This window comes from Pseudomonas sp. NPDC086566 (assembly GCF_050280885.1).
GTDB classification, from domain to species: Bacteria; Pseudomonadota; Gammaproteobacteria; order Pseudomonadales; family Pseudomonadaceae; genus Aquipseudomonas; species Aquipseudomonas vlassakiae.
Map to the genome: position 1 here is coordinate 225,545 of NZ_JBNNWD010000001.1, position 22,125 is coordinate 247,669.

The 22,125-nt window shown below is 64.2% G+C and carries 20 protein-coding genes; 8 read left to right on the plus strand and 12 right to left on the minus strand.

The window, feature by feature from the left end; genetic code table 11:
- Positions 1-289: 289 nt before the first annotated feature.
- The 5 genes from glnT to ACQKPS_RS01060 all read left to right on the plus strand — a co-directional run bounded on the left by glnT (position 290) and on the right by ACQKPS_RS01060 (position 6,101).
- Positions 290-1,624 (plus strand): type III glutamate--ammonia ligase, encoded by a 1,335-nt coding sequence (gene glnT, locus ACQKPS_RS01040; protein ID WP_254480502.1) that lies wholly within the window; start codon positions 290-292, stop codon positions 1,622-1,624.
- A 66-nt stretch (positions 1,625-1,690) separates the two neighbouring features.
- On the plus strand, positions 1,691-2,596 hold the full coding sequence (locus tag ACQKPS_RS01045; protein WP_254480500.1) for a class II glutamine amidotransferase: 906 nt from the start codon (positions 1,691-1,693) through the stop codon (positions 2,594-2,596).
- Between the two features lie 23 nt (positions 2,597-2,619).
- On the plus strand, positions 2,620-3,294 hold the full coding sequence (locus tag ACQKPS_RS01050; protein WP_427602192.1) for a protein glxC: 675 nt from the start codon (positions 2,620-2,622) through the stop codon (positions 3,292-3,294).
- A gap of 14 nt (positions 3,295-3,308) precedes the next feature.
- Complete coding sequence (locus tag ACQKPS_RS01055) at positions 3,309-4,634, plus strand: FMN-binding glutamate synthase family protein (RefSeq protein ID WP_254480498.1); 1,326 nt, start codon at positions 3,309-3,311, stop codon at positions 4,632-4,634.
- Positions 4,635-4,799: 165 nt separating this feature from the next.
- On the plus strand, positions 4,800-6,101 hold the full coding sequence (locus ACQKPS_RS01060; protein WP_254480497.1) for an ammonium transporter: 1,302 nt from the start codon (positions 4,800-4,802) through the stop codon (positions 6,099-6,101).
- A 101-nt stretch (positions 6,102-6,202) separates the two neighbouring features.
- On the opposite strand, the gene ACQKPS_RS01065 is transcribed toward ACQKPS_RS01060, so the two are convergent.
- Together ACQKPS_RS01065 and ACQKPS_RS01070 are read right to left on the minus strand one after the other, a co-directional pair.
- Entirely contained in the window at positions 6,203-7,615 is a 1,413-nt protein-coding gene (locus ACQKPS_RS01065) for a purine-cytosine permease family protein (RefSeq protein ID WP_427602195.1), read from the minus strand.
- A 331-nt stretch (positions 7,616-7,946) separates the two neighbouring features.
- On the minus strand, positions 7,947-8,399 hold the full coding sequence (locus ACQKPS_RS01070) for an Lrp/AsnC family transcriptional regulator (protein ID WP_054885131.1): 453 nt from the start codon (positions 8,397-8,399) through the stop codon (positions 7,947-7,949).
- A gap of 112 nt (positions 8,400-8,511) precedes the next feature.
- On the opposite strand from ACQKPS_RS01070, the gene ACQKPS_RS01075 reads away from it, so the two are divergent.
- Both ACQKPS_RS01075 and ACQKPS_RS01080 read left to right on the plus strand, forming a co-directional pair.
- A complete protein-coding gene (locus tag ACQKPS_RS01075; RefSeq protein WP_254480494.1) occupies positions 8,512-9,126 on the plus strand; it encodes a LysE family translocator in 615 nt (204 codons plus the stop codon).
- A 102-nt stretch (positions 9,127-9,228) separates the two neighbouring features.
- Entirely contained in the window at positions 9,229-11,391 is a 2,163-nt protein-coding gene (locus ACQKPS_RS01080) for an ATP-binding protein (protein ID WP_427602198.1), read from the plus strand.
- 31 nt (positions 11,392-11,422) lie between these two features.
- Here the strand turns inward: ACQKPS_RS01080 and ACQKPS_RS01085 are convergent, their stop codons facing one another.
- The 9 genes from ACQKPS_RS01085 to ACQKPS_RS01125 form a co-directional block, all read right to left on the minus strand.
- Positions 11,423-11,986: an NUDIX hydrolase gene (locus tag ACQKPS_RS01085; protein WP_427602200.1), complete on the minus strand. Its 564-nt coding sequence runs from the start codon at positions 11,984-11,986 to the stop codon at positions 11,423-11,425.
- Positions 11,987-12,008: 22 nt separating this feature from the next.
- A complete protein-coding gene (locus ACQKPS_RS01090) occupies positions 12,009-12,755 on the minus strand; it encodes a GntR family transcriptional regulator (protein WP_054885128.1) in 747 nt (248 codons plus the stop codon).
- 90 nt (positions 12,756-12,845) lie between these two features.
- The gene (locus ACQKPS_RS01095) at positions 12,846-13,235 is read right to left on the minus strand and encodes a carboxymuconolactone decarboxylase family protein (protein WP_254480490.1); all 390 of its coding nucleotides are present in this window, start codon (positions 13,233-13,235) and stop codon (positions 12,846-12,848) included.
- A 90-nt stretch (positions 13,236-13,325) separates the two neighbouring features.
- Positions 13,326-13,811: a flavin reductase family protein gene (locus ACQKPS_RS01100; RefSeq protein ID WP_152957679.1), complete on the minus strand. Its 486-nt coding sequence runs from the start codon at positions 13,809-13,811 to the stop codon at positions 13,326-13,328.
- Between the two features lie 12 nt (positions 13,812-13,823).
- Complete coding sequence (locus ACQKPS_RS01105) at positions 13,824-15,305, minus strand: aldehyde dehydrogenase (protein ID WP_313201261.1); 1,482 nt, start codon at positions 15,303-15,305, stop codon at positions 13,824-13,826.
- On the minus strand, positions 15,302-16,135 hold the full coding sequence (locus tag ACQKPS_RS01110) for an alpha/beta fold hydrolase (RefSeq protein ID WP_254480488.1): 834 nt from the start codon (positions 16,133-16,135) through the stop codon (positions 15,302-15,304). Before ACQKPS_RS01110 ends, ACQKPS_RS01105 begins: the two co-directional genes overlap by 4 nt.
- A 71-nt stretch (positions 16,136-16,206) precedes the next feature.
- Positions 16,207-16,803, minus strand: a complete 597-nt coding sequence (locus ACQKPS_RS01115) for an amino acid synthesis family protein (protein WP_016715710.1) — start codon at positions 16,801-16,803, stop codon at positions 16,207-16,209.
- A 259-nt stretch (positions 16,804-17,062) separates the two neighbouring features.
- A complete protein-coding gene (locus tag ACQKPS_RS01120; RefSeq protein WP_027918587.1) occupies positions 17,063-18,103 on the minus strand; it encodes an LLM class flavin-dependent oxidoreductase in 1,041 nt (346 codons plus the stop codon).
- A 75-nt stretch (positions 18,104-18,178) separates the two neighbouring features.
- Positions 18,179-18,664 carry a flavin reductase family protein gene (locus ACQKPS_RS01125; RefSeq protein ID WP_176508996.1) on the minus strand — a complete coding sequence of 162 codons (486 nt, stop codon included), beginning with the start codon at positions 18,662-18,664 and terminating at the stop codon, positions 18,179-18,181.
- Between the two features lie 315 nt (positions 18,665-18,979).
- Between ACQKPS_RS01125 and ACQKPS_RS01130 the strand changes: the two genes are divergently transcribed.
- Positions 18,980-20,386, plus strand: a complete 1,407-nt coding sequence (locus tag ACQKPS_RS01130) for a purine-cytosine permease family protein (RefSeq protein WP_254480484.1) — start codon at positions 18,980-18,982, stop codon at positions 20,384-20,386.
- A 42-nt stretch (positions 20,387-20,428) separates the two neighbouring features.
- On the opposite strand, the gene ACQKPS_RS01135 is transcribed toward ACQKPS_RS01130, so the two are convergent.
- On the minus strand, positions 20,429-22,054 hold the full coding sequence (locus ACQKPS_RS01135) for a methyl-accepting chemotaxis protein (protein WP_254480483.1): 1,626 nt from the start codon (positions 22,052-22,054) through the stop codon (positions 20,429-20,431).
- Positions 22,055-22,125: the final 71 nt, after the last annotated feature.

Here is a 22,125-nt window from a genome sequence, read left to right on the forward strand (position 1 = left end):
AAAGGTAGCTGCGTGGGCTGCATCTTTCCTCGGATGAAAACAAGTTTCCCATAAGTAGCGCATAAAAACCTGCAAGGTTTTGCGCTGTCTGGTCCGGTGTCATCGCGGCGAAAGCCGCTCCTGCAGGGCCTTGCACGGTCCCTGTAGGAGCGGCTTCAGCCGCGATGAGTCCCGCACAAGCCACACAAGACTCTCACCCTGAGCAGAGCTGGCAAGTACATTGCATTCCTGTAGAGAAAATAAGTTTCTCAAGCGGAATCAGTGCCCCTCACCCAGGAGTGATCAACCCATGTTGCCAGCAGAAACCCAGCGCACCCTCGACCAGTACGGCATCAAGTATGTGTTGGCGCAATTCGTCGATATCCACGGTGCGGCTAAGACCAAGTCGGTGCCGGTATCGGGCCTCAAGATGGTGGCTGAAGAGGGTGCCGGCTTTGCCGGGTTCGCCATCTGCGGCATGGGCATGGAGCCCCATGGCCCGGATTTCATGGCCCGTGGCGACTTGTCCACGCTGATTCCGGTGCCGTGGCAGCCGGGCTATGGGCGGGTGGTATGCGTGGGCCACGTCAACGGCCAGCCCTGGCCCTACGACAGCCGTCATGTATTACAGCAGCAGGTTCAGCGCCTGGCCGACAAGGGTTGGACCCTGAACACCGGCCTTGAACCCGAGTTCAGCCTGTTCCGCCGCGACGAAGGCGGCAAGCTGCAACTGGTGGACGCCTCCGACAACCTCGACAAGCCTTGCTACGACTACAAGGGCCTGTCGCGTTCGCGGCTGTTTCTCGAACGCCTCACCGAGGCCCTGCAGCCGGTCGGCTTCGACATCTACCAGATCGACCACGAAGACGCCAACGGCCAGTTCGAGATCAACTACACCTACAGCGACGCCATGGAATCGGCCGACCGCTTCACCTTCTTCCGCATGGCCGCCGGCGAGATCGCCAATGACCTGGGCATGATCTGCTCGTTCATGCCCAAGCCAGACCCCAAGCGCGCTGGCAATGGCATGCACTTCCACCTGTCGCTGGCCAGCAGCAGCAACAACAACCTGTTCCACGACCCGTCCGACAGCAGCGGCATGGGCCTGTCGAAGCTGGCCTACCACTTCGCCGCCGGCCTGTTGGCCCACGGCCCGGCGCTGTGCGCCTTCGCCGCACCCACGGTCAACTCGTACAAGCGTCTTGTCGTCGGCCGCTCGCTGTCCGGTGCCACCTGGGCCCCGGCCTTCGTTGCCTACGGCGCCAACAACCGTTCGGCGATGGTCCGCATCCCCTATGGCCGCCTGGAGTTCCGCCTGCCAGACGCCGGCTGCAACCCCTATCTGGTCACCGCGGCGATCATCGCCGCCGGCCTCGACGGCATCGACCGCCAGCTGGAGCCGGGCGAGATGTGCAACGAGAACCTCTACACCCTGAGCCTGGAAGAAATCGCCGCTCGCGGCATCAAGACCTTGCCGCAGTCGCTCAAGGAAGCCGCCGATGCGCTGGAGGCCGACCCGCTGTTTCGCGAGGTGCTCGGCGCCGAGATCGTCGACGAGTTCATCAGGCTCAAGCGCATGGAGTGGGTGGAGTACAGCCGCCACGTCTCCGACTGGGAAATCCAGCGTTACACCGAATTCTTCTGACCGCCAACCCTGTCCCTGGGTAGTGGCAACAGCCGCAGCTACCCACTGCCTAGAAGGAGTATCACCATGTGTGGAATCGTAGGTCTGTACCTGAAACGACCGGAGCTGGAAGCCCAGCTCGGCAAGCTCTTCGAACCCATGCTCGAAGCCATGACCGACCGTGGCCCGGACAGCGCCGGCTTCGCCATCTACGGTGACGAAGTGGCCGATGGCTGGGTCAAGCTGACCCTGCAGGCGACGGACATCCACTACCCGTGGGCGGCCCTGATGGGCCAGTTGGAAGGGCGCCTGGGGTGCTCGCTGGACTGGTTCCAGAACGCCAGCGCCGCCGTGCTCAAGGTGCACACCGATGAAGCCGCCGCCCGCACCGCGCTGGCCGAATTGGCACCGGACGTGCGCATCATGAGCGCCGGGCAGAGCATCGAGATCCTCAAGGGCATGGGCCTGCCGGCGGACATCTCCAGCCGCTTCGGCCTGGCAGGCATGAAGGGCAGCCACATCATCGGCCATACCCGCATGGCCACCGAAAGCGCGGTGACCATGGAAGGCAGCCACCCGTTCTCCACCGGCGCCGACCTGTGCCTGGTGCACAACGGCTCGCTGTCCAACCACTTCCGCCTGCGCCAGGCACTCAAGCGCGAAGGGATCAGCTTCGAGACCGACAACGACAGCGAGGTGGCGGCCGGCTACCTGACCTGGCGCCTGCAGCAGGGCGACACCCTGGCCCAGGCCCTGGATGGCGCGCTGGCAGACCTGGACGGCTTCTTCACCTTCGCCATCGGCACCCGCAACGGCTTTGCCGTGATCCGCGACCCGATCGCCTGCAAGCCGGCCGTGCTGGCCGAAACCGACGACTACGTGGCCATGGCCTCCGAATACCAGGCCCTGGCCAGCCTGCCGGGCATCGACAAGGCCAAGGTCTGGGAGCCAGCGCCCGCCACCCTCTACGTCTGGGAGCGCGAGAGCGCCTGACGCCCGAATCACTGGAGACAATCATGAAGACGATCGACCTTTCCAGCGCCTCGGTGCGCATGCTCAACCAGTCCCTGCACGGTGACGTGCAGGACCGCGAATGGCGGGTGACCCACCCCGACGGCAAGCACAACCTGGCCGTGGGTATCGACGCGGCCGTGTCGGTGGATATCGAAGGCCATGCCGGCTACTACTGCGCCGGCATGAACCAGCAGGCCAGCGTCACCGTGCACGGCAACGTGGGCGTCGGCGTGGCCGAGAACATGATGTCCGGCTCGGTGCGGGTCAAGGGCAGTGCCTCGCAGGCTGCCGGCGCCACCGCCCATGGCGGATTGCTGGTGATCGAGGGCGATGCCGGCGCGCGCTGCGGCATTTCCATGAAGGGCGTGGACATCGTGGTCGGCGGCAGCATCGGCCACATGAGCTGCTTCATGGGCCAGGCCGGGCGGTTGGTGGTCTGTGGCGATGCTGGCGATGCCTTGGGCGATTCGCTGTATGAGGTGCGCATCTACGTCAAGGGCTCGGTGCAGTCGCTGGGCTCGGACTGCATCGAAAAAGAGATGCGCGCCGAGCACCTGCAAGAGCTGCAGGAGCTGCTGAACCAGGCCGGCCTTGCGCACAAGGCCGCCGATTTCAAACGCTACGGCTCGGCCCGCCAGCTGTACAACTTCAAAGTCGACAACGCCAGCGCGTACTGATCCAGGAGCATCCCATGAGCGAGCAATTTCCCCCGGTACTGCGTGAGTCGGCCACTTTTGATCGCCTGACCATCCAGGAAATCCAGCGTGCCGCCGAAACCGGCATCTATGACATTCGCGGCGGTGGCACCAAGCGCCGCGTGCCGCACTTCGACGACCTGCTGCTGCTCGGCGCCAGCGTGTCGCGCTACCCGTTGGAAGGCTATCGCGAAAAATGCGGCACCGACGTGGTGCTGGGCAACCGCTTCGCCAAGAAGCCGATCCACCTGAAGATCCCGGTGACCATCGCCGGCATGAGTTTCGGCGCGCTGTCGGCCAACGCCAAGGAGGCCTTGGGCCGTGGCGCGACCATTGCCGGTACCAGCACCACCACCGGCGACGGCGGCATGACCCCGGAAGAGCGCGGTCAGTCGCAGCACCTGGTCTATCAGTACTTGCCTTCACGCTATGGCATGAACCCCGATGACCTGCGCAAGGCCGACGCCATCGAGATCGTCCTCGGCCAGGGCGCCAAGCCGGGCGGTGGCGGCATGCTGCTGGGCATGAAGGTCACCGAGCGCGTTGCCGGCATGCGCACCTTGCCGATCGGCGTCGACCAGCGCAGCGCCTGCCGCCACCCGGACTGGACCGGCCCGGACGACCTGGCGATCAAGATTGCCGAGATCCGCGAGATCACCGACTGGGAAAAACCGATCTACGTGAAGATCGGCGCCAGCCGCCCGTACTACGACGTCAAGCTGGCGGTGAAGGCCGGCGCCGACGTGATCGTGCTCGACGGCATGCAGGGCGGCACCGCGGCCACCCAGGAGGTGTTCATCGAGCACGTCGGCATCCCGATCTTGCCGGCCATACCACAGGCGGTGCAGGCGCTGCAGGAGATGGGCATGCACCGCAAGGTGCAGCTGATCGTCTCCGGTGGCATCCGCAACGGTGCCGACGTGGCCAAGGCCATGGCCCTGGGCGCCGATGCCGTGGCCATCGGCACGGCGGCGCTGATCGCCCTGGGCGACAACCACCCGCGGCTGGACGGCGAGTTGAAGAAGATCGGCTCGGCCGCCGGCTTCTACGACGACTGGCAGAACGGCCGCGACCCGGCCGGCATCACCACCCAGGACCCGGAGCTGGCCAAGCGCCTGAACCCGGAAGAGGCCGGCCGGCGCCTGGCCAACTACCTGCGGGTGCTGGTGCTGGAAGCGCAGACCATGGCCCGCGCCTGTGGCAAGTCGCACCTGCACAACCTCGACCCCGAGGACCTGGTGGCGCTTACCGTCGAAGCCGCCGCCATGGCCCGGGTGCCGCTGGCCGGGACCTCGTGGGTGCCAGGGCAGGCGCAGTACTGATTAGACCATCTGGGTCCGCTTTGCGGCCCATTCGCGGCACAAGGCCGCTCCTACAGGGGACCGCAGTGGCTGAGCCTTGCGCGGCCCCTGTAGGAGCGGCCTTGCGCCGCGAATGGGCTGCAAAGCAGCCCCAAAGATGTCCCCCATTCGCACAGGAGTGACCCCATGAAGCTTGCCCTTGCTGTTGTGCTGTTCGCGTTGACACCCTTGGCCCACGCCGCCGACTCCACCCTGGACACCGGCAACACCGCCTGGATGATCTGCGCCGCGATGTTCGTGCTGATGATGTGCATCCCGGGCCTGGCGCTGTTCTATGGCGGCATGGTGCGGGCGAAGAACTTGCTCTCGGTGTTCACCCAGCTGTTCGCCGTGGCCGGGGTGATCGGCATCCTCTGGGTGCTGTTCGGCTACAGCCTGGTGGTCGATACCAGCGGCATGGTCGAAGGGCAGCTGACCTTCAACAGCTTCATCGGCGGCCTGGACAAGGCGCTGATGCTCAACATCGGCCACGACAGCCTGGTGGGCACCATCCCGGAAGGGGTGTTCGCGACGTTCCAGCTGACCTTCGCCATCATCACCCCGGCACTGATCGCCGGCGGTTTTGCCGAGCGCATGAAATTCAGTGCTTCGTTACTGTTCATGGCGGCCTGGTTCGTCCTGGTGTACGCGCCAATCGCCCATATGGTCTGGGGCGGGCCGGGGGCGCTGATGGTCAACTGGGGCGTGCTGGACTTTGCCGGCGGCACCGCGGTGCATATCAACTCCGGTGTGGCAGCCTTGGCCGCCGCGTTGATGCTGGGCAAGCGCAAGGGCTACCCGCAGACGGCTATGCCGCCGCACAACCTCGGTTTCACCCTGGTGGGCGCGGGGCTGCTGTGGGTCGGCTGGTTCGGCTTCAACGTAGGTTCCGGGCTTGCCGCCAACGAAGGGGCAGGGGTGGTGATGCTGGCGACCATGGTCGCGGCCTGTGCCGGGATCGTCGGCTGGTTGCTGACCGAAAAGGTCATGCATGGTCGGCCGACCGCGTTGGGTGCGGCCTCAGGGGCGTTGGCCGGGCTGGTGGGGATCACGCCGGCCTGTGCCTATGTCGGCCCGTTGGGTGCGGTGGTCATCGGCTTGCTGACCGGGGCGATCTGCTTCTTTGCCGTGACCCGCTTGAAGCAGACGTTGGGGTATGACGACAGCCTCGATGTGTTCGGGCTGCATGGGGTCGGCGGGATGGTCGGGGCGGTGTTGACCGGGGTGTTTGCCGCGCCGGCGCTGGGCGGGTATGTGGAGGGGGCTTCGCCGATCGGTCAGGCGCTGGTGCAGCTCAAGGGGGTGGCCTTTACCTTCGTGTATTGCTTCGTGGTGAGCTGGGCGATTCTCGGGGCCATCAAGCTGACCGTGGGGTTGCGGGCCAGCCGGGAAGAGGAAGAGCAGGGGCTGGACCTGGCGGAGCACAATGAGCGGGCTTACAACCTGTGATTCATGTACCGGCCTCTTCGCGGGGCAAGCCCGCTCCTACAAAGTGAACGCATACCGTTGTAGGAGCGGGCTTGTCCCGCGAAGAGGCCGGTGCAGGTGAATCAGTGGCTCATGGCGAGCTTGGCACTGGTTTGGCGACGGCGGTAGGCACTGTCACGGCTGGCCAGCCACCAGTAGAGCGGCGAGGTTACTGCCAGGCCCACCAGCCATGACAGGTCAGCGCCGTTGATGTGCTCTGAGATCGGCCCGACGTACAGCGGCGTGTTCATGAACGGAATCTGCACCACGATACCCACCACATAGGCAATCAGTGCCTGCGGGTTGTAACGGCCGTAGATGCCGCCATCGACCTTGAAGATCGACTGGATGTCGTAGTCGCCCTTGTGGATCGCATAGAAGTCGATCAGGTTGATCGCCGTCCACGGCACCAGCACCACCAGCAGCACCAGTACCATGTCGACGAAGTGGCCGATGAAGTCGGCCGAGGCGAACACCGCCACCACGCAGCAGGCCGCCAGCACGATCAGCGACAGCACCGCACGGCTCTTGGCGGTGGGAATCCAGCGGTAGGCAAAGGTCTGCACCAGAGTGATGATCGACAGCACCGCGCCATACAGGTTGAGGGCGTTGTGGCTGATCACGCTGAGCAGGAACAGCACCAGCATCACCGGGCCGAGGGTGCCGGTGGCAAGCTTGACGGCATCCATGGTGTCCATGCCGGCCGGGATCGCCAGCACCGCCACTGCGCCAAAGATGAACGACAGGCTCGAACCCAAAGCCGAGCCCAGGTAAGTGGTCCAGAAGGTCGAGCTGACTTTCACGTCTGCCGGCAGGTAGCGTGAATAGTCCGACACGTACGGTGCGAAAGCGATCTGCCATAGCGCCGCCAGCGACACGGTGGCCAGCCAGCCGGCCAGGTTGAAGCCGCCGCGGGTGAGGAAGTCGTCGCTCTGCACGTGGCTGAAGATGTAGCCGAAACCGACGACGATGCCGATGCCCAGCACCCAGGTGCCGATGCGGTTGAGCACGTGGATGAAGCGGTAGCCGATGATGCCGATGATGCCCGACCCCAACGCACCGATGACGATGCCCACCGGCACCGGGACGGCCTCGACCACTCCATGCAGCGACTTGCCGGCCAGAACGATGTTGGAGGCGAAGAAGCCGATGTACATGACGCCTGCGATCACCACCACCAGCAAGGCGCCGAGGGTGCCGAACTGGGCGCGGCTCTGGATCATCTGCGGGATGCCCATCTGCGGGCCCTGGGCCGAGTGCAGAGCCATCAGCACACCGCCGACCAGGTGGCCGACCAGGATGGCGACGATGCCCCAGACCAGGTTCAGGTGAAACAGCTGCACGCCCAGCGCGCCGGTGACGATGGGCAGCGGCGCGATGTTGCCGCCGAACCACAGGGTGAACAGATCCCTTACCTTTCCATGGCGGTCTTGCGGCGGTACATAGCCGATCGTGTGTTTTTCTATGAGGGGTGCCGAATTGGCTGCACTGGTCATGACTGACTCCAAGGCAAGGTGGGGCATCGGGTGCTGCCCGGATGCGTGCCGGCGAAGGGCGACGCGTTCTTGTTGGAGCGATGATGCGGGGCGCGGGGATAACGAGAAATTAGTAAATATGTGCCCATAAACCTTAAAAAACCTAAGGCTGACAAAAGGTTAAGCGGTGGACGGTAGCAAGGAGGGTGCCAGTAGGCTGAAGGGCTTGGGATAGAGGGGGTTGCGACGATCGGCGGCAGCCAGGGTGGGCCGTGATGGTGCACAGCGAGCATTTACAGGGCAGGTTGAAGGTTTGCCTGTGCCGGCCTCTTCGCCGGCACAGGAGAAAATGCTACATCGGCAATAACCGGTCCTGAATCACTTCCTTCATCACCAAGGTCGAACTCAGGCGTTTCACATTGGGAATGCTGGTCAGTTGCTCGTCATACAGTTTCTGGAAGGCTGGCAAGTCCTTGGCCACCACATGCAACAGGTAGTCCGGGTCGCCGAACAGCCGCTGGGCCTCGACGATCTGCGCAATCTCCGCCAGCGCCGCCTCGAAATCCGCCACCGGCTGGCGGGTTACCTCGCGCAGGGTGACGAACACCAGCGCGGCAAAGTTCAGCCCCAATGCGCTGGGCGCCAGGCGCGCGTGGTAGCCAAGGATGGCGCCAGACTCCTCCAGCGCCTTCAATCGCCGATGGCAAGGTGACAGGCTGAGGCCGACACGGTCGGCCAGCTCAGTCACCGAGAGGCGACCGTCTTTTTGCAGTTCGGCAAGGATCTTTCGGTCTGTTCTGTCCACTGGGAAGAATCTTCCAGAAAAAATGACTTGAGGGGAAATATACGAAAGAAAATCCCCTGGCGGAATCCTTAGGCTTTCTTCACCCCCCAAACTGTGTGAAAGGAAGACTCAAGTGGCATTCAACCTGCTGTCCGCGTTCTGGGCCGTGTCGTTGCTGTTCGTGATTACCCCCGGTGCCGACTGGGCCTATGCCATCTCCGCCGGGATGCGCGGGCGCTGGGTGATGCCTGCGGTGGCGGGCATGCTGTCGGGGCATCTGCTCGCCACCCTGGTGGTGGCGGCAGGGGTGGGTAGCCTGCTGGCAGGCCACCCGCTGGCGATGACCCTGCTGACCCTGGCTGGCTGCGCCTACCTGTTGTGGTTGGGCGGCAACCTGCTGCTGAGCCCGGCTGCGCCAGAGGCCGGGCAGGCCAGCGTGGGCGAATCGGGGCCGCGCTGGGCATTCAAGGGCTTTTGCGTGAGCGGGCTCAACCCGAAGGTTTTTCTCTTGTTCCTGGCCTTGCTGCCGCAGTTCACCGACCCGCACTCCAGCTGGCCGGTGCCACTGCAGATCCTGCTGCTGGGGCTGGTGCACCTGTGCAGTTCGCTGGTCATTTATTCGCTGGTGGGTTACGGCGCCAAGGCGGTGTTGAGCACCCGACCCGGCGCAGCCAGGTGGGTAGGGCGCGTGTCTGGCATGGCAATGGTGGCGGTGGCGCTGGGGTTGATTGCCGGCCAGTTGCGCTGAATAGCGCACCGCTGATCGCTCGGTAAAATTCAGCGGAACGAAAAGCTGAAGGCAGGTCTCCTATCCACAGATGGATGGCAATGTGCCCGGGACCTCCCAGACATGAGATCGCTTCAGCAACACGATACGGACACCCTGAAACCCCCGTCGAACTTCTTGCTCAACGGCGGCAGCATTGGCAACTTGCTGCAGACAATGGACTGGAGTAGCTCGCCGCTTGGTCCGCCACCTACCTGGTCGCCGCACCTGCAGGCGGTGATGGCCATGCTGCTGCCGGCACAAGCCCAGTTCGTACTGTTCTGGGGCGAAGCCTATGTGGCCCTGTACAACGATGCCTACGCCCCGACGATCGGCACCAAGCACCCTCATGCACTCGGGCGGCCAGCAGAGGAGCACTGGAGCGAACTGTGGGACGACCTCGAGCCGCTGTTGCGCGGCGTGCGTGAAACCGGCCAGACCTTCTGGGCCAAGGATCGCCCTTTCTATATAGAACGCCGGGGCCTTGGCGAAACCGTGTATTTCGACGTGTCCTATTCTGCGGTGCGTGAAGCCGATGGCAGCGTCGGCGGCGTATTGTGCCTGGTCGCCGACACCACCGAGCGGGTGCGTTTCCAGCAGCGCCAGGCGTTCTTGCTGGAACTGGGCCGGACCTTGCCAGGGCTGGGCGAGGCCGAGCGCATCGAGGCCTATGCGGTCAGGCGCTTGGCGCAGGAGCTGGGTGCTGCACGGGTGTGCTTCGGTGAGGATCAGGGCGACGGCCGCAGTTTCCGGGTGGCCCATGACTGGGCCGACGGCTTGCCCTCCCTGGTCGGTCAGCATGACTACGCCACCTTTGGCACGACGCTGCGAGAGCAGTTGGCGGCGGGCCAGGTGGTGCAGCAGGCCTACCAGGCACACCGCGATGGCTTGTGCGCCACGCTGCATGTCCCGGTGTTGCGCGCCGGGCGCCTGGAGGCGATGCTCGGCGTGCACTTCCATACCCCGCGCCAGTGTTTTGAAGACGACTGTCAGTTGGTCGAGGAAGCGGCCAAGCAGACTTGGGCCGCCATTACCCACGCCCGTGCCGAGCGGGCGCTGCACCTGCTCAACGAAAGCCTGGAGGACCGCGTCGCGGCGGTGCTGGCCGAGCGCGAGGCGGCCATGTTGCAGTTGCACGAGGCCCACAAGCTGGAAATGATCGGGCAGTTGACCGGTGGCATCGCCCACGACCTCAACAACATGCTCACGCCGATCATCGCCTCGTTCGAACTGCTGCACCGACACCCTCAATCCGAACGTGCCCCGCGCCTGATCGAAGGCGGCCTGCAGGCGGCCGAGCGGGCGCGCAACCTGGTGGGGCGCCTGCTCAGTTTCGCCCGGCGCCAGACGCTCAAGCCGCAGCCGGTGTCGCTGGCGGACCTGGTGGTGGACATGCGCGAGCTGATGGCCCGCTCGCTAGGGCCGACCATTGCCGTTCAGGTGCAGATAGACCCGGCACTGCCCTCGGTGGTGGCTGACCCCCACCAACTGGAACTGGCCTTGCTCAACCTGGTGGTCAATGCCCGCGACGCCATGCCCGACGGCGGAGCGCTGCAGATCAGGGCCGGGCTCGATGCCGACGGCCCGCCCCGGCCATCGGGCCTGGCTGCGTCGCGCCTGCTCTGGTTGCAGGTACGTGACAACGGCTGCGGCATGGATGAAGAGCAATTGCGCCGTTGCATCGAGCCGTTCTACTCGACCAAGGGCGTGGGCAAGGGCACCGGCCTGGGGCTGCCGATGGTCCAGGGCCTGGCGTTGCAGTCGGGCGGGGGCTTCGCCATCGATTCGCAGGTGGGGCAGGGTACGACGGCGACGTTGTGGTTGCCGCTCAGCGATGTCGCGGCGCCTTGCAAGGACAGCGAAATACCCGAGGCGCCGCAGGCTGACCGGCCCTACCGTGTACTGCTGGTGGATGATGAGGAAATCGTGCGCCATGCCACCGCCGCGCAGTTGCGCGACCTGGGTTACGACGTGACCGAAGCCGGCAATGCGGCGGCGGCACTGCATCTGCTGGAGCGGGGTTGGCTACCGGATGTACTGGTCACCGACCACGTCATGGCCGAGATGACCGGTGTGCGTTTTGCCCAACAGATGCGCGAGCGGCGGGTGGATCTGCCGGTGTTGATCATCACCGGTTATGCCAACCTCACGCCGCGGGAACTCAAGGGTTTCGAGGTGCTGCGCAAGCCCTACCGGCAGGCGGAACTGGCGCAGAGTGTCGCGCGTCTGCTGGCCAGCCCGCGTTAAAGGGCGGTGCCGGCGCTGAGGCCGGCACGCCTCAGCGCATGAAATGCACCTTGCCGGTGTCGTCATTGCCCATATAGATGCCATACACACCGGCCTGGCGCTCGAGGATGTAGCGCTCGAGAATCTGCCGGATCGCCGGGTAATAGATGTCGTCCCAGGGAATCTCGTCAGGGGCGAAAAACTGGTACGCCAGCGTCTCCGGCCCATACTGCCCGGTCTCCTCGGTGGCGATGGCGCGGAAGATGATGTACACCTCGGAGATTGTAGGCACGCTGAAGATCGAGTAGGGCGAGACGATGTCGGCGCGCACGCCGCTTTCTTCCCAGACCTCGCGCAAGGCTGCCTGCTCGGTGGTCTCCCCGGCTTCCATGAACCCGGCCGGCAAGGTCCAGGTGCCCGGGCGCGGCGGGATGGCGCGCTGGCACAGCAGGTACTTGCCGTCACGCTCGATGATGCAGCCGGCGATGATCTTCGGGTTGATGTAATGGATATAGCCGCAGCCGGTACAGTGCAGGCGTTCGTGGGTGTCGCCGGTGGGAAAGCCCCGGGCCAGCTCCGTGGTGCAGTGTGGGCAGTAGCGCGGGGCGTTGGGCATGGTCAGCGGCCTGTGCGGGGGCTTATATACGGGGGTCCTTCAGGGCCAGGGGCTCGACCATGTCGCGCACCTTGGGGTTGTCGTCCTGCTTCTGGCGCAGATACTCCAGGGCCACCTTGGCGGCGGCGCGAACGTGATCGACCGAGGCCTGGTGGGCCACCAGCGGGTCGCCGCTTTTGATCGCCTCGACGATCTTCTCCATTTCACGGTTACTGGCGCCGCGGCGGTTCTCCTGCGACACCGAGGTAGCCCGCAGGTAGCTGATGCGTGCCTGCAGCTGGCGCAGCTGCTGGGCTGCAACCTGGTTGCCGGAGCCCTCCAGAAGCACGTCATAGAAGCCTTGTACCGAGTCCAGCACCTGCTGCAGCTCGCCTTCTTCCAGGGCTTCGCGGTTGACTTCCAGCGCGCGCTCCAGGGCACGGATGTCCTTGGCCTTGGCGTTGAGGGTGAACAGCTGCACGATCAGGCCTTCGAGCACGCAGCGCAGCTCGTAGATGTCGCGGGCGTCTTCCAGGGTGATGATGGCCACACGCGGGCCCTTGGCATCGGCAAATTCCACCAGGCCCTCGGACTCGAGGTGGCGCAGCGCTTCGCGCACCGAGGTGCGGCTGACGCCGAGGCGGTCGCAGAGGTCGCGCTCGACCAGGCGGTCGCCCGGCAGCAGGTGGAAGTTCATGATCGCGCCGCGCAGCTTGTCGAGCACGATTTCGCGCAGGGTAACGGGGTTGCGGTTGACCTTGAAGCTGTCGTCGAGGGGCTGGCGTTTCATCAAGTGCGCTCTGAATGAGGCTGCACGTCCGCAACCGCAATAGCACCACGAACCATCGGTGCTCCTTGCGTGGGTTCGAACAGCCCGCGGTTAACGGGTTGGCTCCGCATCGGCTTCTGCGAACGCTTCGCGGGCCAGGCGGAAGCTGTCCACCGCCGCGGGCACGCCGCAATAAATGCCGACCTGGAGCAGGATCTCGCGAATCTGTTCACGGCTCAGGCCATTACGCAATGCGCCGCGAATATGCAGCTTGAGCTCGTGGGGCCGGTTGAGCGCGGAAATCATGGCCAAGTTTATCATGCTGCGCTCTTTCAGCGAGAGGCCTTCGCGGCCCCAGACGTGGCCCCAGCAATACTCGGTGACCAGCTCCTGCAACGGCTGGGTGAACTCATCGGCATTCTGGATCGAGCGGTTGACGTACTCTTCGCCCAGCACCTGGGTGCGGATCTGCAGGCCTTTCTCGTACTTTTCGTTACTCATGAGCAGTGCTCCGGATTAAAACAGGGGCCGCAACCGAGGGTGAGACGATTTGCGCGGCCCCTGAAAAACAGGGTCATCGGTGCTGGTCTATCAGCCCAACGGCGGCAGGGCGCCCAGCTTGCCTTTGTGGTAGACCATCGGCGTCACCGGCTCGGCCGGCAACACCAGGTTTTTCACCGCGCCGACGATGATCGCGTGGTCACCGCCGTCGTACTCGCGCCACAGTTCGCACTCGATGATCGCGGTGGCCTTGGTCAGCAGCGGGTTGCCCAGTTCGCTCAGCTGCCACTCGATGCCTTTGGCCTTGTCCTTGCCCTTGCCGGCGAAGGCGTAGGCCTCGGCGGTCTGGTCGGCGGACAGCAGGTGAATGGCGAACTGCTTGCTGTCACGCAGGATCGGGTAGGTGTCCGAAGCGTAGTTGGGGCAGAACAGCACCAGCGCCGGCTCGATCGACAACGCACTGAACGCACTGGCGGTGATGCCGACGATGCCGCCGTCGGCGTCCAGGGTGGTGACCACGGTGACGCCGGACGGGAACGAGCCCATCACGTCTTTGTAGATGCCTGGTTCGATCATCTCGTGTTTCTCCTAGCGCATCACGAACGGGTCGGGCATCGGCGCGGTGGACAGGTTGATCCACACGGTCTTCAGCTCGGTATAGGCCAGCACCGAATCGATGCCGCTCTCACGGCCATAGCCGCTGTTCTTGAAGCCGCCGATCGGTGCCATGGCCGACACGGCGCGGTAGGTGTTGACCCAGATGATCCCCGAACGCACATCGCGGGCCAGGCGGTGGGCACGGCCCAGGTCGCGGGTCCAGATGCCGGCCGCGAGGCCGAACTGCGAGTCGTTGGCGATGGCCAGCGCCTCCTCTTCGGTCTTGAAGCGGATCACCGCGGCGACCGGGCCGAATACCTCTTCCTGCATGATGGTCATCGAGTTGCTGTCACACTCGAACAGGGTCGGCTCGTAGAACCAGCCGTCACCCTCGACCTCGGCCCGTTTGCCGCCCATGTGCAGCTTGGCGCCTTCGGCCTTGGCCGCGGCGACCAGGCCTTCGACCACGGCCAGCTGCTGTGCGGTGGCCATCGGGCCCATTTCGCTGGCGTCGTCCTGCGGGTTGCCGATGCGGATGCGCTTGGCGCGGGCAATCAGGCGCTCGACGAATTCGTCGAAGATCTCGTCCTGTACCAGCAGGCGCGAGCCGGCCACGCAGCTCTGGCCGGAGGCCGCATAGATGCCGGCCACGGCGCCGTTGATGGCGCTGTCCAGGTCGGCGTCGGCGAAGATGATGTTGGGCGACTTGCCGCCCAGTTCCAGCGACAGCTTGGCAAAGTTCTCGGCGCTGCTGCGCACCACATGGCGAGCAGTGGCGGCGCCGCCGGTGAAGGCGATCTTGCGCACCAGTGGGTGACGGGTCAGGGCTGCGCCGGTGCTTGGGCCGTAGCCGGTAACCACGTTGACCACGCCGGCCGGGAAGCCGGCTTCGAGGGCCAGGCGAGCCAGTTCGAGGATCGTCGCCGAGGCGTGCTCGGACGGCTTGAGCACGATGGTGTTGCCGGCGGCCAGGGCCGGTGCCAGCTTGATCGCGGTCAGGTACAACGGGCTGTTCCACGGGATGATCCCGGCCACCACGCCGATCGGCTCATGCACGGTGTAGGCGAACAGGTCCGGCTTGTCCAGCGGCAGGGTGCCGCCTTCGAGCTTGTCGGCCAGGCCTGCGGTGTAATGGAAGAACTCTGGCAGGTAACCGACCTGGCCACGGGTTTCGCGGATCAGCTTGCCGTTGTCACGGCTTTCCAGCTGGGCCAGGTGTTCCTTGTTCTCGGCGATCAGGTCACCCAGGCGACGCAGCAGCTTGCCGCGCGCGGTGGCGGTGATGCTGCGCCACGCCTTGCTGTCGAAGGCACGCTGGGCGGCCTGGACGGCCAGCTCGACATCGGCTTCGTCGGCGTCGGGCAGTTGCGCCCAGGCCTGGGCAGTGGCCGGGTTGAGGCTGTCGAAGGTCTTGCCGCTCTGCGCATCGAGCCATTGGCCGTCGATGCACATCTGGAAACGAACGAGGGTCATGCAACAATCCCCTTGGCGGATTCGGTGAGGGTGCGGGCTTGGGCGAGGAAGTCCAGCAGCATCTTGTTGACTTCACGGGGTGCTTCCACGGGCATCATATGCCGTTGTTCGGCGAGGACCACGCTTTGTGCGCCAGGAATGCTGGCGGCGAGCTGGCGGGTCATGGCCGGGGTGGAGCCCGAGTCGAGTTCGCCGGTGGCGATCAGGGTCGGCACCTGGATGCTGCCCAGGTCGCCGGCGCGGTACATGTCCTGGGTGGCGAACAGCGCATAAGTGGTGTGGTAACCCTGCGGGTCGTTGTTCGCCAGCACCTGGCGAATGGCAGCGACCTGCGCCGGGTTGGCAGCCTTGTATTCACGGCTGAACCAGCGGTCGAGCGCGGCGTCGACGTTGGCGTCGGGGCCGAGCTCCGCAGCCTGGGCGGCGCGGGCGATGACGCCGGCACTCTGCTCGGGGGTGCGGTTGAACACGCTGTTGAGCACTACCAGCGCAGCCAGGCGCTGCGGGTAGTGGAGGGCGAATGCACGGGCGACCAGGCCACCCATGGAGAAGCCGATCACGGTGGCTTGTTGAATCTGCAGGTGGTCGAGCAGTTCGGCGAGCTGGGCGGCATAGCCTTCCAGGCCGGTGTCGGCGGCCGGCAGCGCGCTCTGGCCGTGGCCGAGCATGTCGTAGGTGATGACGCGGTAGTCATTGGCCAGGCCAACGATCTGCCCGCCCCACATTTCCTTGTTCAGGCCCACGCCGTGGATCAGTACCACAGGTTGGCCCTGGCCGACGGACAGGTAGCTGGTGCCGGCGGGTGTACGTTCAGCGACAGGCTGAATCATGGAGGGCGCTCCTTGAAGGTCGGGCGCGGCGGGTAAGCACGCCACGCCCCGGCCCGTCTTGGTTGTTGTTGTTATTGAGCGTTGGCTTTCTCGGCAGCCAGTTCTTCCAGGTCGATGTAGCGGTTGCCGATGCGCGGGTGCAGGCGGCCGCCGTCGGCTGCGCCCAGGACCACGACGATTTCATCGGCGCGCGGCGCGTCTTCGATCTGCATTTCCAGGGTGATGTAGTGCGAACGCAGGCCTTCGTCGTCCTTCTGCATCATCGGGATCTGGATCGAGGTGCCCGGGCCGCCGCGCTTGTTGGTGAAGCTCAGGTAGCTCTTGGCCTGTACCGCTTCACGGTAGTGGTTGCCGAAGCGCAGGGTGTGGATCACCGCCGAGGCGTGCTCGATCTCGCCGTCGGCGCCGACCACTGCGGCCTTGCCGTAGGCTTCGATCTTGTCGGCACCGCCAATGGCAGCGGTCAGACGCTCGACCATCAGGGCACCCAGGTCCGAGCAGTTGGCACGGATTTCCGGCTTCAGATCTTCAACGAAACCGCGACCGGCCCATGGGTTCTTGATCACGACAGCCAGGCCGACCATGGTCACTGGCTTGTCGGTGGCCTTGCCGCCTTCGATGCGGGTCTCTTCGGAGTAGGTGACGATCTTGCGGATTTCGAAACTCATGGGTGGCTCCTGGTGAGGGTTATCAGCTCTTGTTGTCTGATGGTATACCATAATATTTGTTGCGCAAGAGGTGACTTGAAATTTCTCTGGCCAAGGGACGAAAGGTGGCCTGATGCCCTGATTTCTGTGCTATCTGCACTGGCCTCTTCGCGGGTTTACCCGCGAAGAGGCCGGCACAGGCGTTAAAAAAAGCCCGCTCACGCGGGCTTCGGGGCCCACGGGAGCGGGCGCGTCCCGCAATGGCTCAGGCAATGGGAATTCAGGCGAACGCCGGCACCACTTCCTTGATGAACAGCTCGAGCGACTTCTTCTTCTCGGCGTGGGGCAGGCTGTTGTCGCACCAGAAGCTGAACTCGTCGACACCGAGCTCCTGGTAATACTTGATGCGGGCGATGATCTCTTCGGGGGTGCCGATCATGGTGTTCTTGCGGATGTTCTCCAGCTGGAACGCCGGCACTTCGGCAAACTTCGACTCAGGGCTCGGCTCGAGGAAGCCGTTGACCGGGGTAGTCTTGTTGCCGAACCAGGCATCGAAGGTGCGGTAGAAGCGCGAGATGGCCTGGGCGCCGATCTTCCAGCCTTCGGGCTCGGACGGGCTGTGCACGTGGGTGTGGCGCAGCACCATCAGTTGCGGGCGCGGTACGTCCGGGTTGTTGTCGAGGGCGGCCTGGAACTTGTTCTTCAGGTCCAGCACTTCTTCGTCGCCCTTCATCAGCGGGGTGACCATGACGTTGCAGCCGTTGGCAACGGCGAAGTTGTGCGAGTCCGGGTCGCGGGCGGCGATCCACATCGGCGGTGTGGCGTTGAACGGCTTTGGCACGCTGGTGGAGGTGGGGAATTTGTAGACTTCGCCATCATGGGCGTAATCGCCTTCCCACAGCTTGCGCACCACCGGGACCATTTCGCGCAGGGCCTTGCCGCCGTCGGTAGCCGGCATGCCACCTGCCATGCGGTCGAACTCGAACTGGTAGGCACCACGGGCCAGGCCCACTTCCATGCGGCCGTTGCTGATCACGTCGAGCAAGGCGCATTCGCCAGCCACGCGGATCGGGTTCCAGAACGGCGCAATGATGGTGCCGGCACCCAGGCGGATTTTCTCGGTGCGTGCGGCCAGGTAGGCCAGCAACGGCATCGGGCTTGGCGAGATGGTGTATTCCATGGCGTGGTGTTCGCCGATCCACACGGTGCTGAAACCGCCGTGCTCGGCCATCAGGGTCAGTTCGGTCAGGTCTTCGAACAACTGGCGGTGGCTGACCTGTTCATCCCAACGTTCCATGTGCACGAACAACGAAAATTTCATGGGGCTTTCCTCAACGCTTGAAAGTGTCTGGCGCCGGGCAGGGGAGGCGCCAGGAGTCTCGATTCAGAACAGGCTTCAGGCAAAGGCCGGCAGGCTGGCCATCTTGCCGCGGCAGTAGACCATCGGCCGAGGGGCTTGCTCGGGGACGATCAGGTTGTGAACCTTGCCGACCATGATGGCGTGGTCGCCACCTTCATACTCGCGCCACAGTTCGCACTCGATGACGGCGGTGGCGCCGGCCAGGATCGGGTTGCCCAGCTCGCTCAGGGTCCATTCGATGCCGGCGGCCTTGTCCTTGCCCTTCTTGGCGAACGCATAGGCTTCGGCTTGCTGTTCACCGGAGAGCAGGTGAATGGCAAAGCGCTTGTTCTTGATCAGGACAGGGTAGGAGTCGGAGGTATAGTTAGGGCAGAACAGCACCAGCGGCGGGTCCATCGACAGCGAGGAGAAAGCGCTGGCAGTCAGGCCGACGACCGAGCCGTCGTCGTCCAGGGTGGTGATGACGGTAACGCCGGACGGGAAGGAGCCCAGGACGTTCTTGTAGAGGGTTGCATCGATCATCGGGTGTACCTCTAAACGGCTGCGGTGGTCCGCGGTTTTTATCGTTGATGTGTCTGATGGTATACCGTAATACCTATTTTGCAAGCGGAATTTTCAGCGCCGTTTTTTCACGATGAATGGCTCAAACCCATGTAAACCGTGGGATTGAGCCGTGAGGCGGTTTGTCGCAGGGGGTGGGCGAGCAGATCAGTGGGCGTTTTTTCCTGCGGTTCAGTGTTGTCAAAAGTTTGGAATACCATAATATGGTCCGCAGCTGAGAGGCCGCCTAGATGCGGTTTCCTACAACGATAAAAACGACCTTTCGAGCTGAATCCTATGTCCCAACCGTCGTCGCAACACCAGTTTGTCGAGAATCACACGGTCGATTATGTTCCACCTGCCGAGCGCCACGGGAAGGCGCGCGACCTGTTCACCCTCTGGTTCAGTACCAACATCGCGCCACTGCCAATCGTCACCGGTGCCATGGTGGTCCAGGTGTTCCACCTGAACCTGCTGTGGGGGCTGATCGCGATCGTGCTGGGTCACCTGATCGGGGGCGTGTTCATCGCCCTGGCCTCTGCGCAAGGACCGCAGCTGGGCATTCCACAAATGGTCCAGAGCCGTGGCCAGTTCGGCCGTTATGGCGCGCTGCTGATCGTGTTCTTCACCGCGCTGATCTATGTCGGCTTTTTCATTTCCAACATCGTCCTGGCGGGCAAGACCATCCACGGCATCGCCCCAAGCGTGCCGATGCCTGGCGCGATCGTCATCGGCGCCTTGAGCGCGACGGCCATCGGCGTGATCGGCTATCGCTTCATCCATATCCTCAACCGCATCGGTACCTGGGTGATGGGCTCGGCACTGCTGGCCGGTTTCATCATGATGTTCGTCCAGGAACTGCCGGCGGACTTCTTCAGCCGCGGCGCATTCAACCTGTCAGGCTTCATCGCCACTGTGTCGCTGGGCATCATCTGGCAGATCAGCTTTTCGCCGTACACCTCCGACTACTCGCGCTACCTGCCGCGTGAAGTGGGCATCGCCAAGCCGTTCTGGGCAACCTACTTCGGCGCCACCCTGGGCACCATCCTGTGCTTCGGCTTCGGTACGATCGCCGTGCTGTGCGTGCCGGAAGGCACCGACGCGATGGATGCGGTCAAGCAGGCCACTGGCTGGCTGGGCCCGATCCTGATGGTGCTGTTCCTGCTCAACATCATCAGCCACAACGCCCTCAACCTGTACGGCGCAGTGCTGTCGATCGTCACGGCGATCCAGACCTTCATTGCCGAGTGGACGCCGAGCATCAAGGTCCGGGTGATCCTGGCAGCGGTGATCCTGGTGGGCTGCGCGATGGTTGCTCTGAACGCGTCGGCTGGCTTCATCGGCCAGTTCATCGGCCTGATCCTGGCGCTGCTGCTGGTGCTGGTCCCGTGGGCATCGATCAACCTGATCGACTTCTACCTGATCAAGAAGGGCCAGTACGACATCGCTTCGATCTTCCGTGCTGATGGCGGCATCTATGGCCGCTTCAATCACCACGCGATCATTGCCTATGCCTGCGGCATCCTGGTGCAGCTGCCGTTTGCCAACACGTCGCTGTATGTGGGGCCGTATTCGAACATTGTCGAAGGGGCTGACCTGTCGTGGCTGTTCGGCCTGCTGGTAACGGTGCCGCTGTACTATTGCCTGGCGACCCGTGGCAAGGCGGCCGAGACGGCGGGGCGGGCGATTAGCGTTAACGACTGATACTAAAGCAGGGGGCTGCAGAGCAGCCCCAGCTGTTTCAGATCAGACTTTGAACTGCGCGACCATGCCATTCAGGTCCACTGCAAGGCGCGACAGGTCCTGCGCCGCGGCGCTGGTCTGGTTGGCCCCCGCCGACGTCTGCATTGCCAGGTCGCGAATGTTCACCAGGTTGCGGTCCACCTCCCGTGCCACCTGTGCCTGCTCCTCGGAAGCGCTGGCAATCACCAGGTTGCGCTGGTTGATCGAGGCGATCGCCTCGGCAATCACCTCCAGCGCCTCACCGGCACCTTGCGCCACCTCCAGCGTGCCGTTCGCCCGGCCGCGGCTGCTGTGCATCGCCGCCACCGCACGCTCGGTACCGTTCTGGATCCCGGCGATCATCTGCTCGATCTCTGCCGTCGACTGCTGGGTCCGGTGGGCGAGGGCGCGCACCTCATCGGCCACCACGGCGAAGCCGCGGCCTGCTTCACCTGCGCGTGCGGCTTCGATGGCGGCGTTGAGTGCCAGCAGGTTGGTCTGGCCGGCAATTGCGCCGATCACATCCAGCACGCGGCTGATTTCGTTGGCATTGCTGGCCAGTTGTTCGATCTCGGTAGAGGTGCCCGCCACATCGTTGACCAGGTGCTGGATCGAGGCCAGCGCCTGGTTGACCTGCTCGCGGCCATCGCGAGTGGTCTGGTCGGCTCCTTTGGAGGCATCGGCCGTGCTCACCGCGTTGTTCGCCACTTCTTCCACCGCTGCGGTCATCTGGTTGACGGCGGTGGCGGCCTGGTCGATTTCCGCGCTCTGCTGGTGCAGGCCGCGGCTGGTGTCTTCGGTGACGGTGTGCAGCTCTTCCGAGGCCGAGGCCAGCTGGTCGGAGGAGGCGGCGATCTTGCGGATTGTGTCGCGCAGGCTGTTCTGCATGCGGCTCAAGGCGCGCAGCAGCAGGGCCGGTTCGTCACGGCCGACGACACGGATGTCCTGGGTCAGGTCGCCGGTGGCCACGCGCTCGGCCACGGCGACTGCATCGGCCAGCGGCACCACGATGCTGCGCGTAAGCACCGTGGCAATGGCGGCCAGTGCAAGCATGATGACCACGAGTGAGGCGATGATCGCGGTGAAGGCCTCGTCGGCTACATCGCTGCTGCGCTGCGAGGCATCCTCGGCACCTTTGCCGTTGTAGGCAATGAGCGCGGCCATGGCCTTCATCATGGTATCGGCGTACTGGGTCAGCGGGCCGCTGATCTGCTGCTTGGCCTGGTCCATGCGACCGGCAGCGATGTCCTGCACGACCCGCGACTGCAGGTCGAGGTATTGGGTGTAGGCGGCATTGAAGGCATCGAACAGGGCGCGATCATCGGCGGCGATGATGGTGTCCTGGTAGTCCTTGAGGCCACTGCTGAGTTGCTCGTTGACGCCCTTGAGCATGTCGATGTTGCGCGCACGCTCGCCGGGGTTGTCGTCCAGCGCGGCGCGCAAGGTGAAGGCGCGGGCGCGCCCGAGGTTGCTGCTGATTTCACCGAGGGCAACCACGGCGGGCATCCAGGTGACACGGATTTCGTCCGTGGCGGAATCCATCTGCCGCGTTTCATGGATTGCGATAAGGCCCATGGCCAGGACCAATGCGCCCAACAGGGCGAAAACGCTGCTAGCGCGGGTGCCGATCTTCATATTCCGTAGTGGCATGGAATGCTCCTTGACGTTGGCGTGCAGGCGTCAAGAGCATGGTCGGATGGCCGGGTCACCGGGGATGGCGC

Bases quoted from the DNA above. Each gene is read 5' to 3' on its own strand.
- ACQKPS_RS01085 (WP_427602200.1), bottom strand. From the start codon at position 11,986: ATGCCCAACGCCCCGCGCTACTGCCCACACTGCACCACGGAGCTGGCC.
- ACQKPS_RS01060 (WP_254480497.1), top strand. From the start codon at position 4,800: ATGAAGCTTGCCCTTGCTGTTGTGCTGTTCGCGTTGACACCCTTGGCC.
- ACQKPS_RS01110 (WP_254480488.1), bottom strand. From the start codon at position 16,135: ATGATTCAGCCTGTCGCTGAACGTACACCCGCCGGCACCAGCTACCTG.
- ACQKPS_RS01090 (WP_054885128.1), bottom strand. From the start codon at position 12,755: ATGAAACGCCAGCCCCTCGACGACAGCTTCAAGGTCAACCGCAACCCC.
- ACQKPS_RS01105 (WP_313201261.1), bottom strand. From the start codon at position 15,305: ATGACCCTCGTTCGTTTCCAGATGTGCATCGACGGCCAATGGCTCGAT.
- ACQKPS_RS01120 (WP_027918587.1), bottom strand. From the start codon at position 18,103: ATGAAATTTTCGTTGTTCGTGCACATGGAACGTTGGGATGAACAGGTC.
- ACQKPS_RS01065 (WP_427602195.1), bottom strand. From the start codon at position 7,615: ATGACCAGTGCAGCCAATTCGGCACCCCTCATAGAAAAACACACGATC.
- ACQKPS_RS01045 (WP_254480500.1), top strand. From the start codon at position 1,691: ATGTGTGGAATCGTAGGTCTGTACCTGAAACGACCGGAGCTGGAAGCC.
- ACQKPS_RS01125 (WP_176508996.1), bottom strand. From the start codon at position 18,664: ATGATCGATGCAACCCTCTACAAGAACGTCCTGGGCTCCTTCCCGTCC.
- ACQKPS_RS01130 (WP_254480484.1), top strand. From the start codon at position 18,980: ATGTCCCAACCGTCGTCGCAACACCAGTTTGTCGAGAATCACACGGTC.
- glnT (WP_254480502.1), top strand. From the start codon at position 290: ATGTTGCCAGCAGAAACCCAGCGCACCCTCGACCAGTACGGCATCAAG.
- ACQKPS_RS01100 (WP_152957679.1), bottom strand. From the start codon at position 13,811: ATGATCGAACCAGGCATCTACAAAGACGTGATGGGCTCGTTCCCGTCC.
- ACQKPS_RS01115 (WP_016715710.1), bottom strand. From the start codon at position 16,803: ATGAGTTTCGAAATCCGCAAGATCGTCACCTACTCCGAAGAGACCCGC.
- ACQKPS_RS01050 (WP_427602192.1), top strand. From the start codon at position 2,620: ATGAAGACGATCGACCTTTCCAGCGCCTCGGTGCGCATGCTCAACCAG.
- ACQKPS_RS01080 (WP_427602198.1), top strand. From the start codon at position 9,229: ATGAGATCGCTTCAGCAACACGATACGGACACCCTGAAACCCCCGTCG.
- ACQKPS_RS01055 (WP_254480498.1), top strand. From the start codon at position 3,309: ATGAGCGAGCAATTTCCCCCGGTACTGCGTGAGTCGGCCACTTTTGAT.
- ACQKPS_RS01095 (WP_254480490.1), bottom strand. From the start codon at position 13,235: ATGAGTAACGAAAAGTACGAGAAAGGCCTGCAGATCCGCACCCAGGTG.
- ACQKPS_RS01135 (WP_254480483.1), bottom strand. From the start codon at position 22,054: ATGCCACTACGGAATATGAAGATCGGCACCCGCGCTAGCAGCGTTTTC.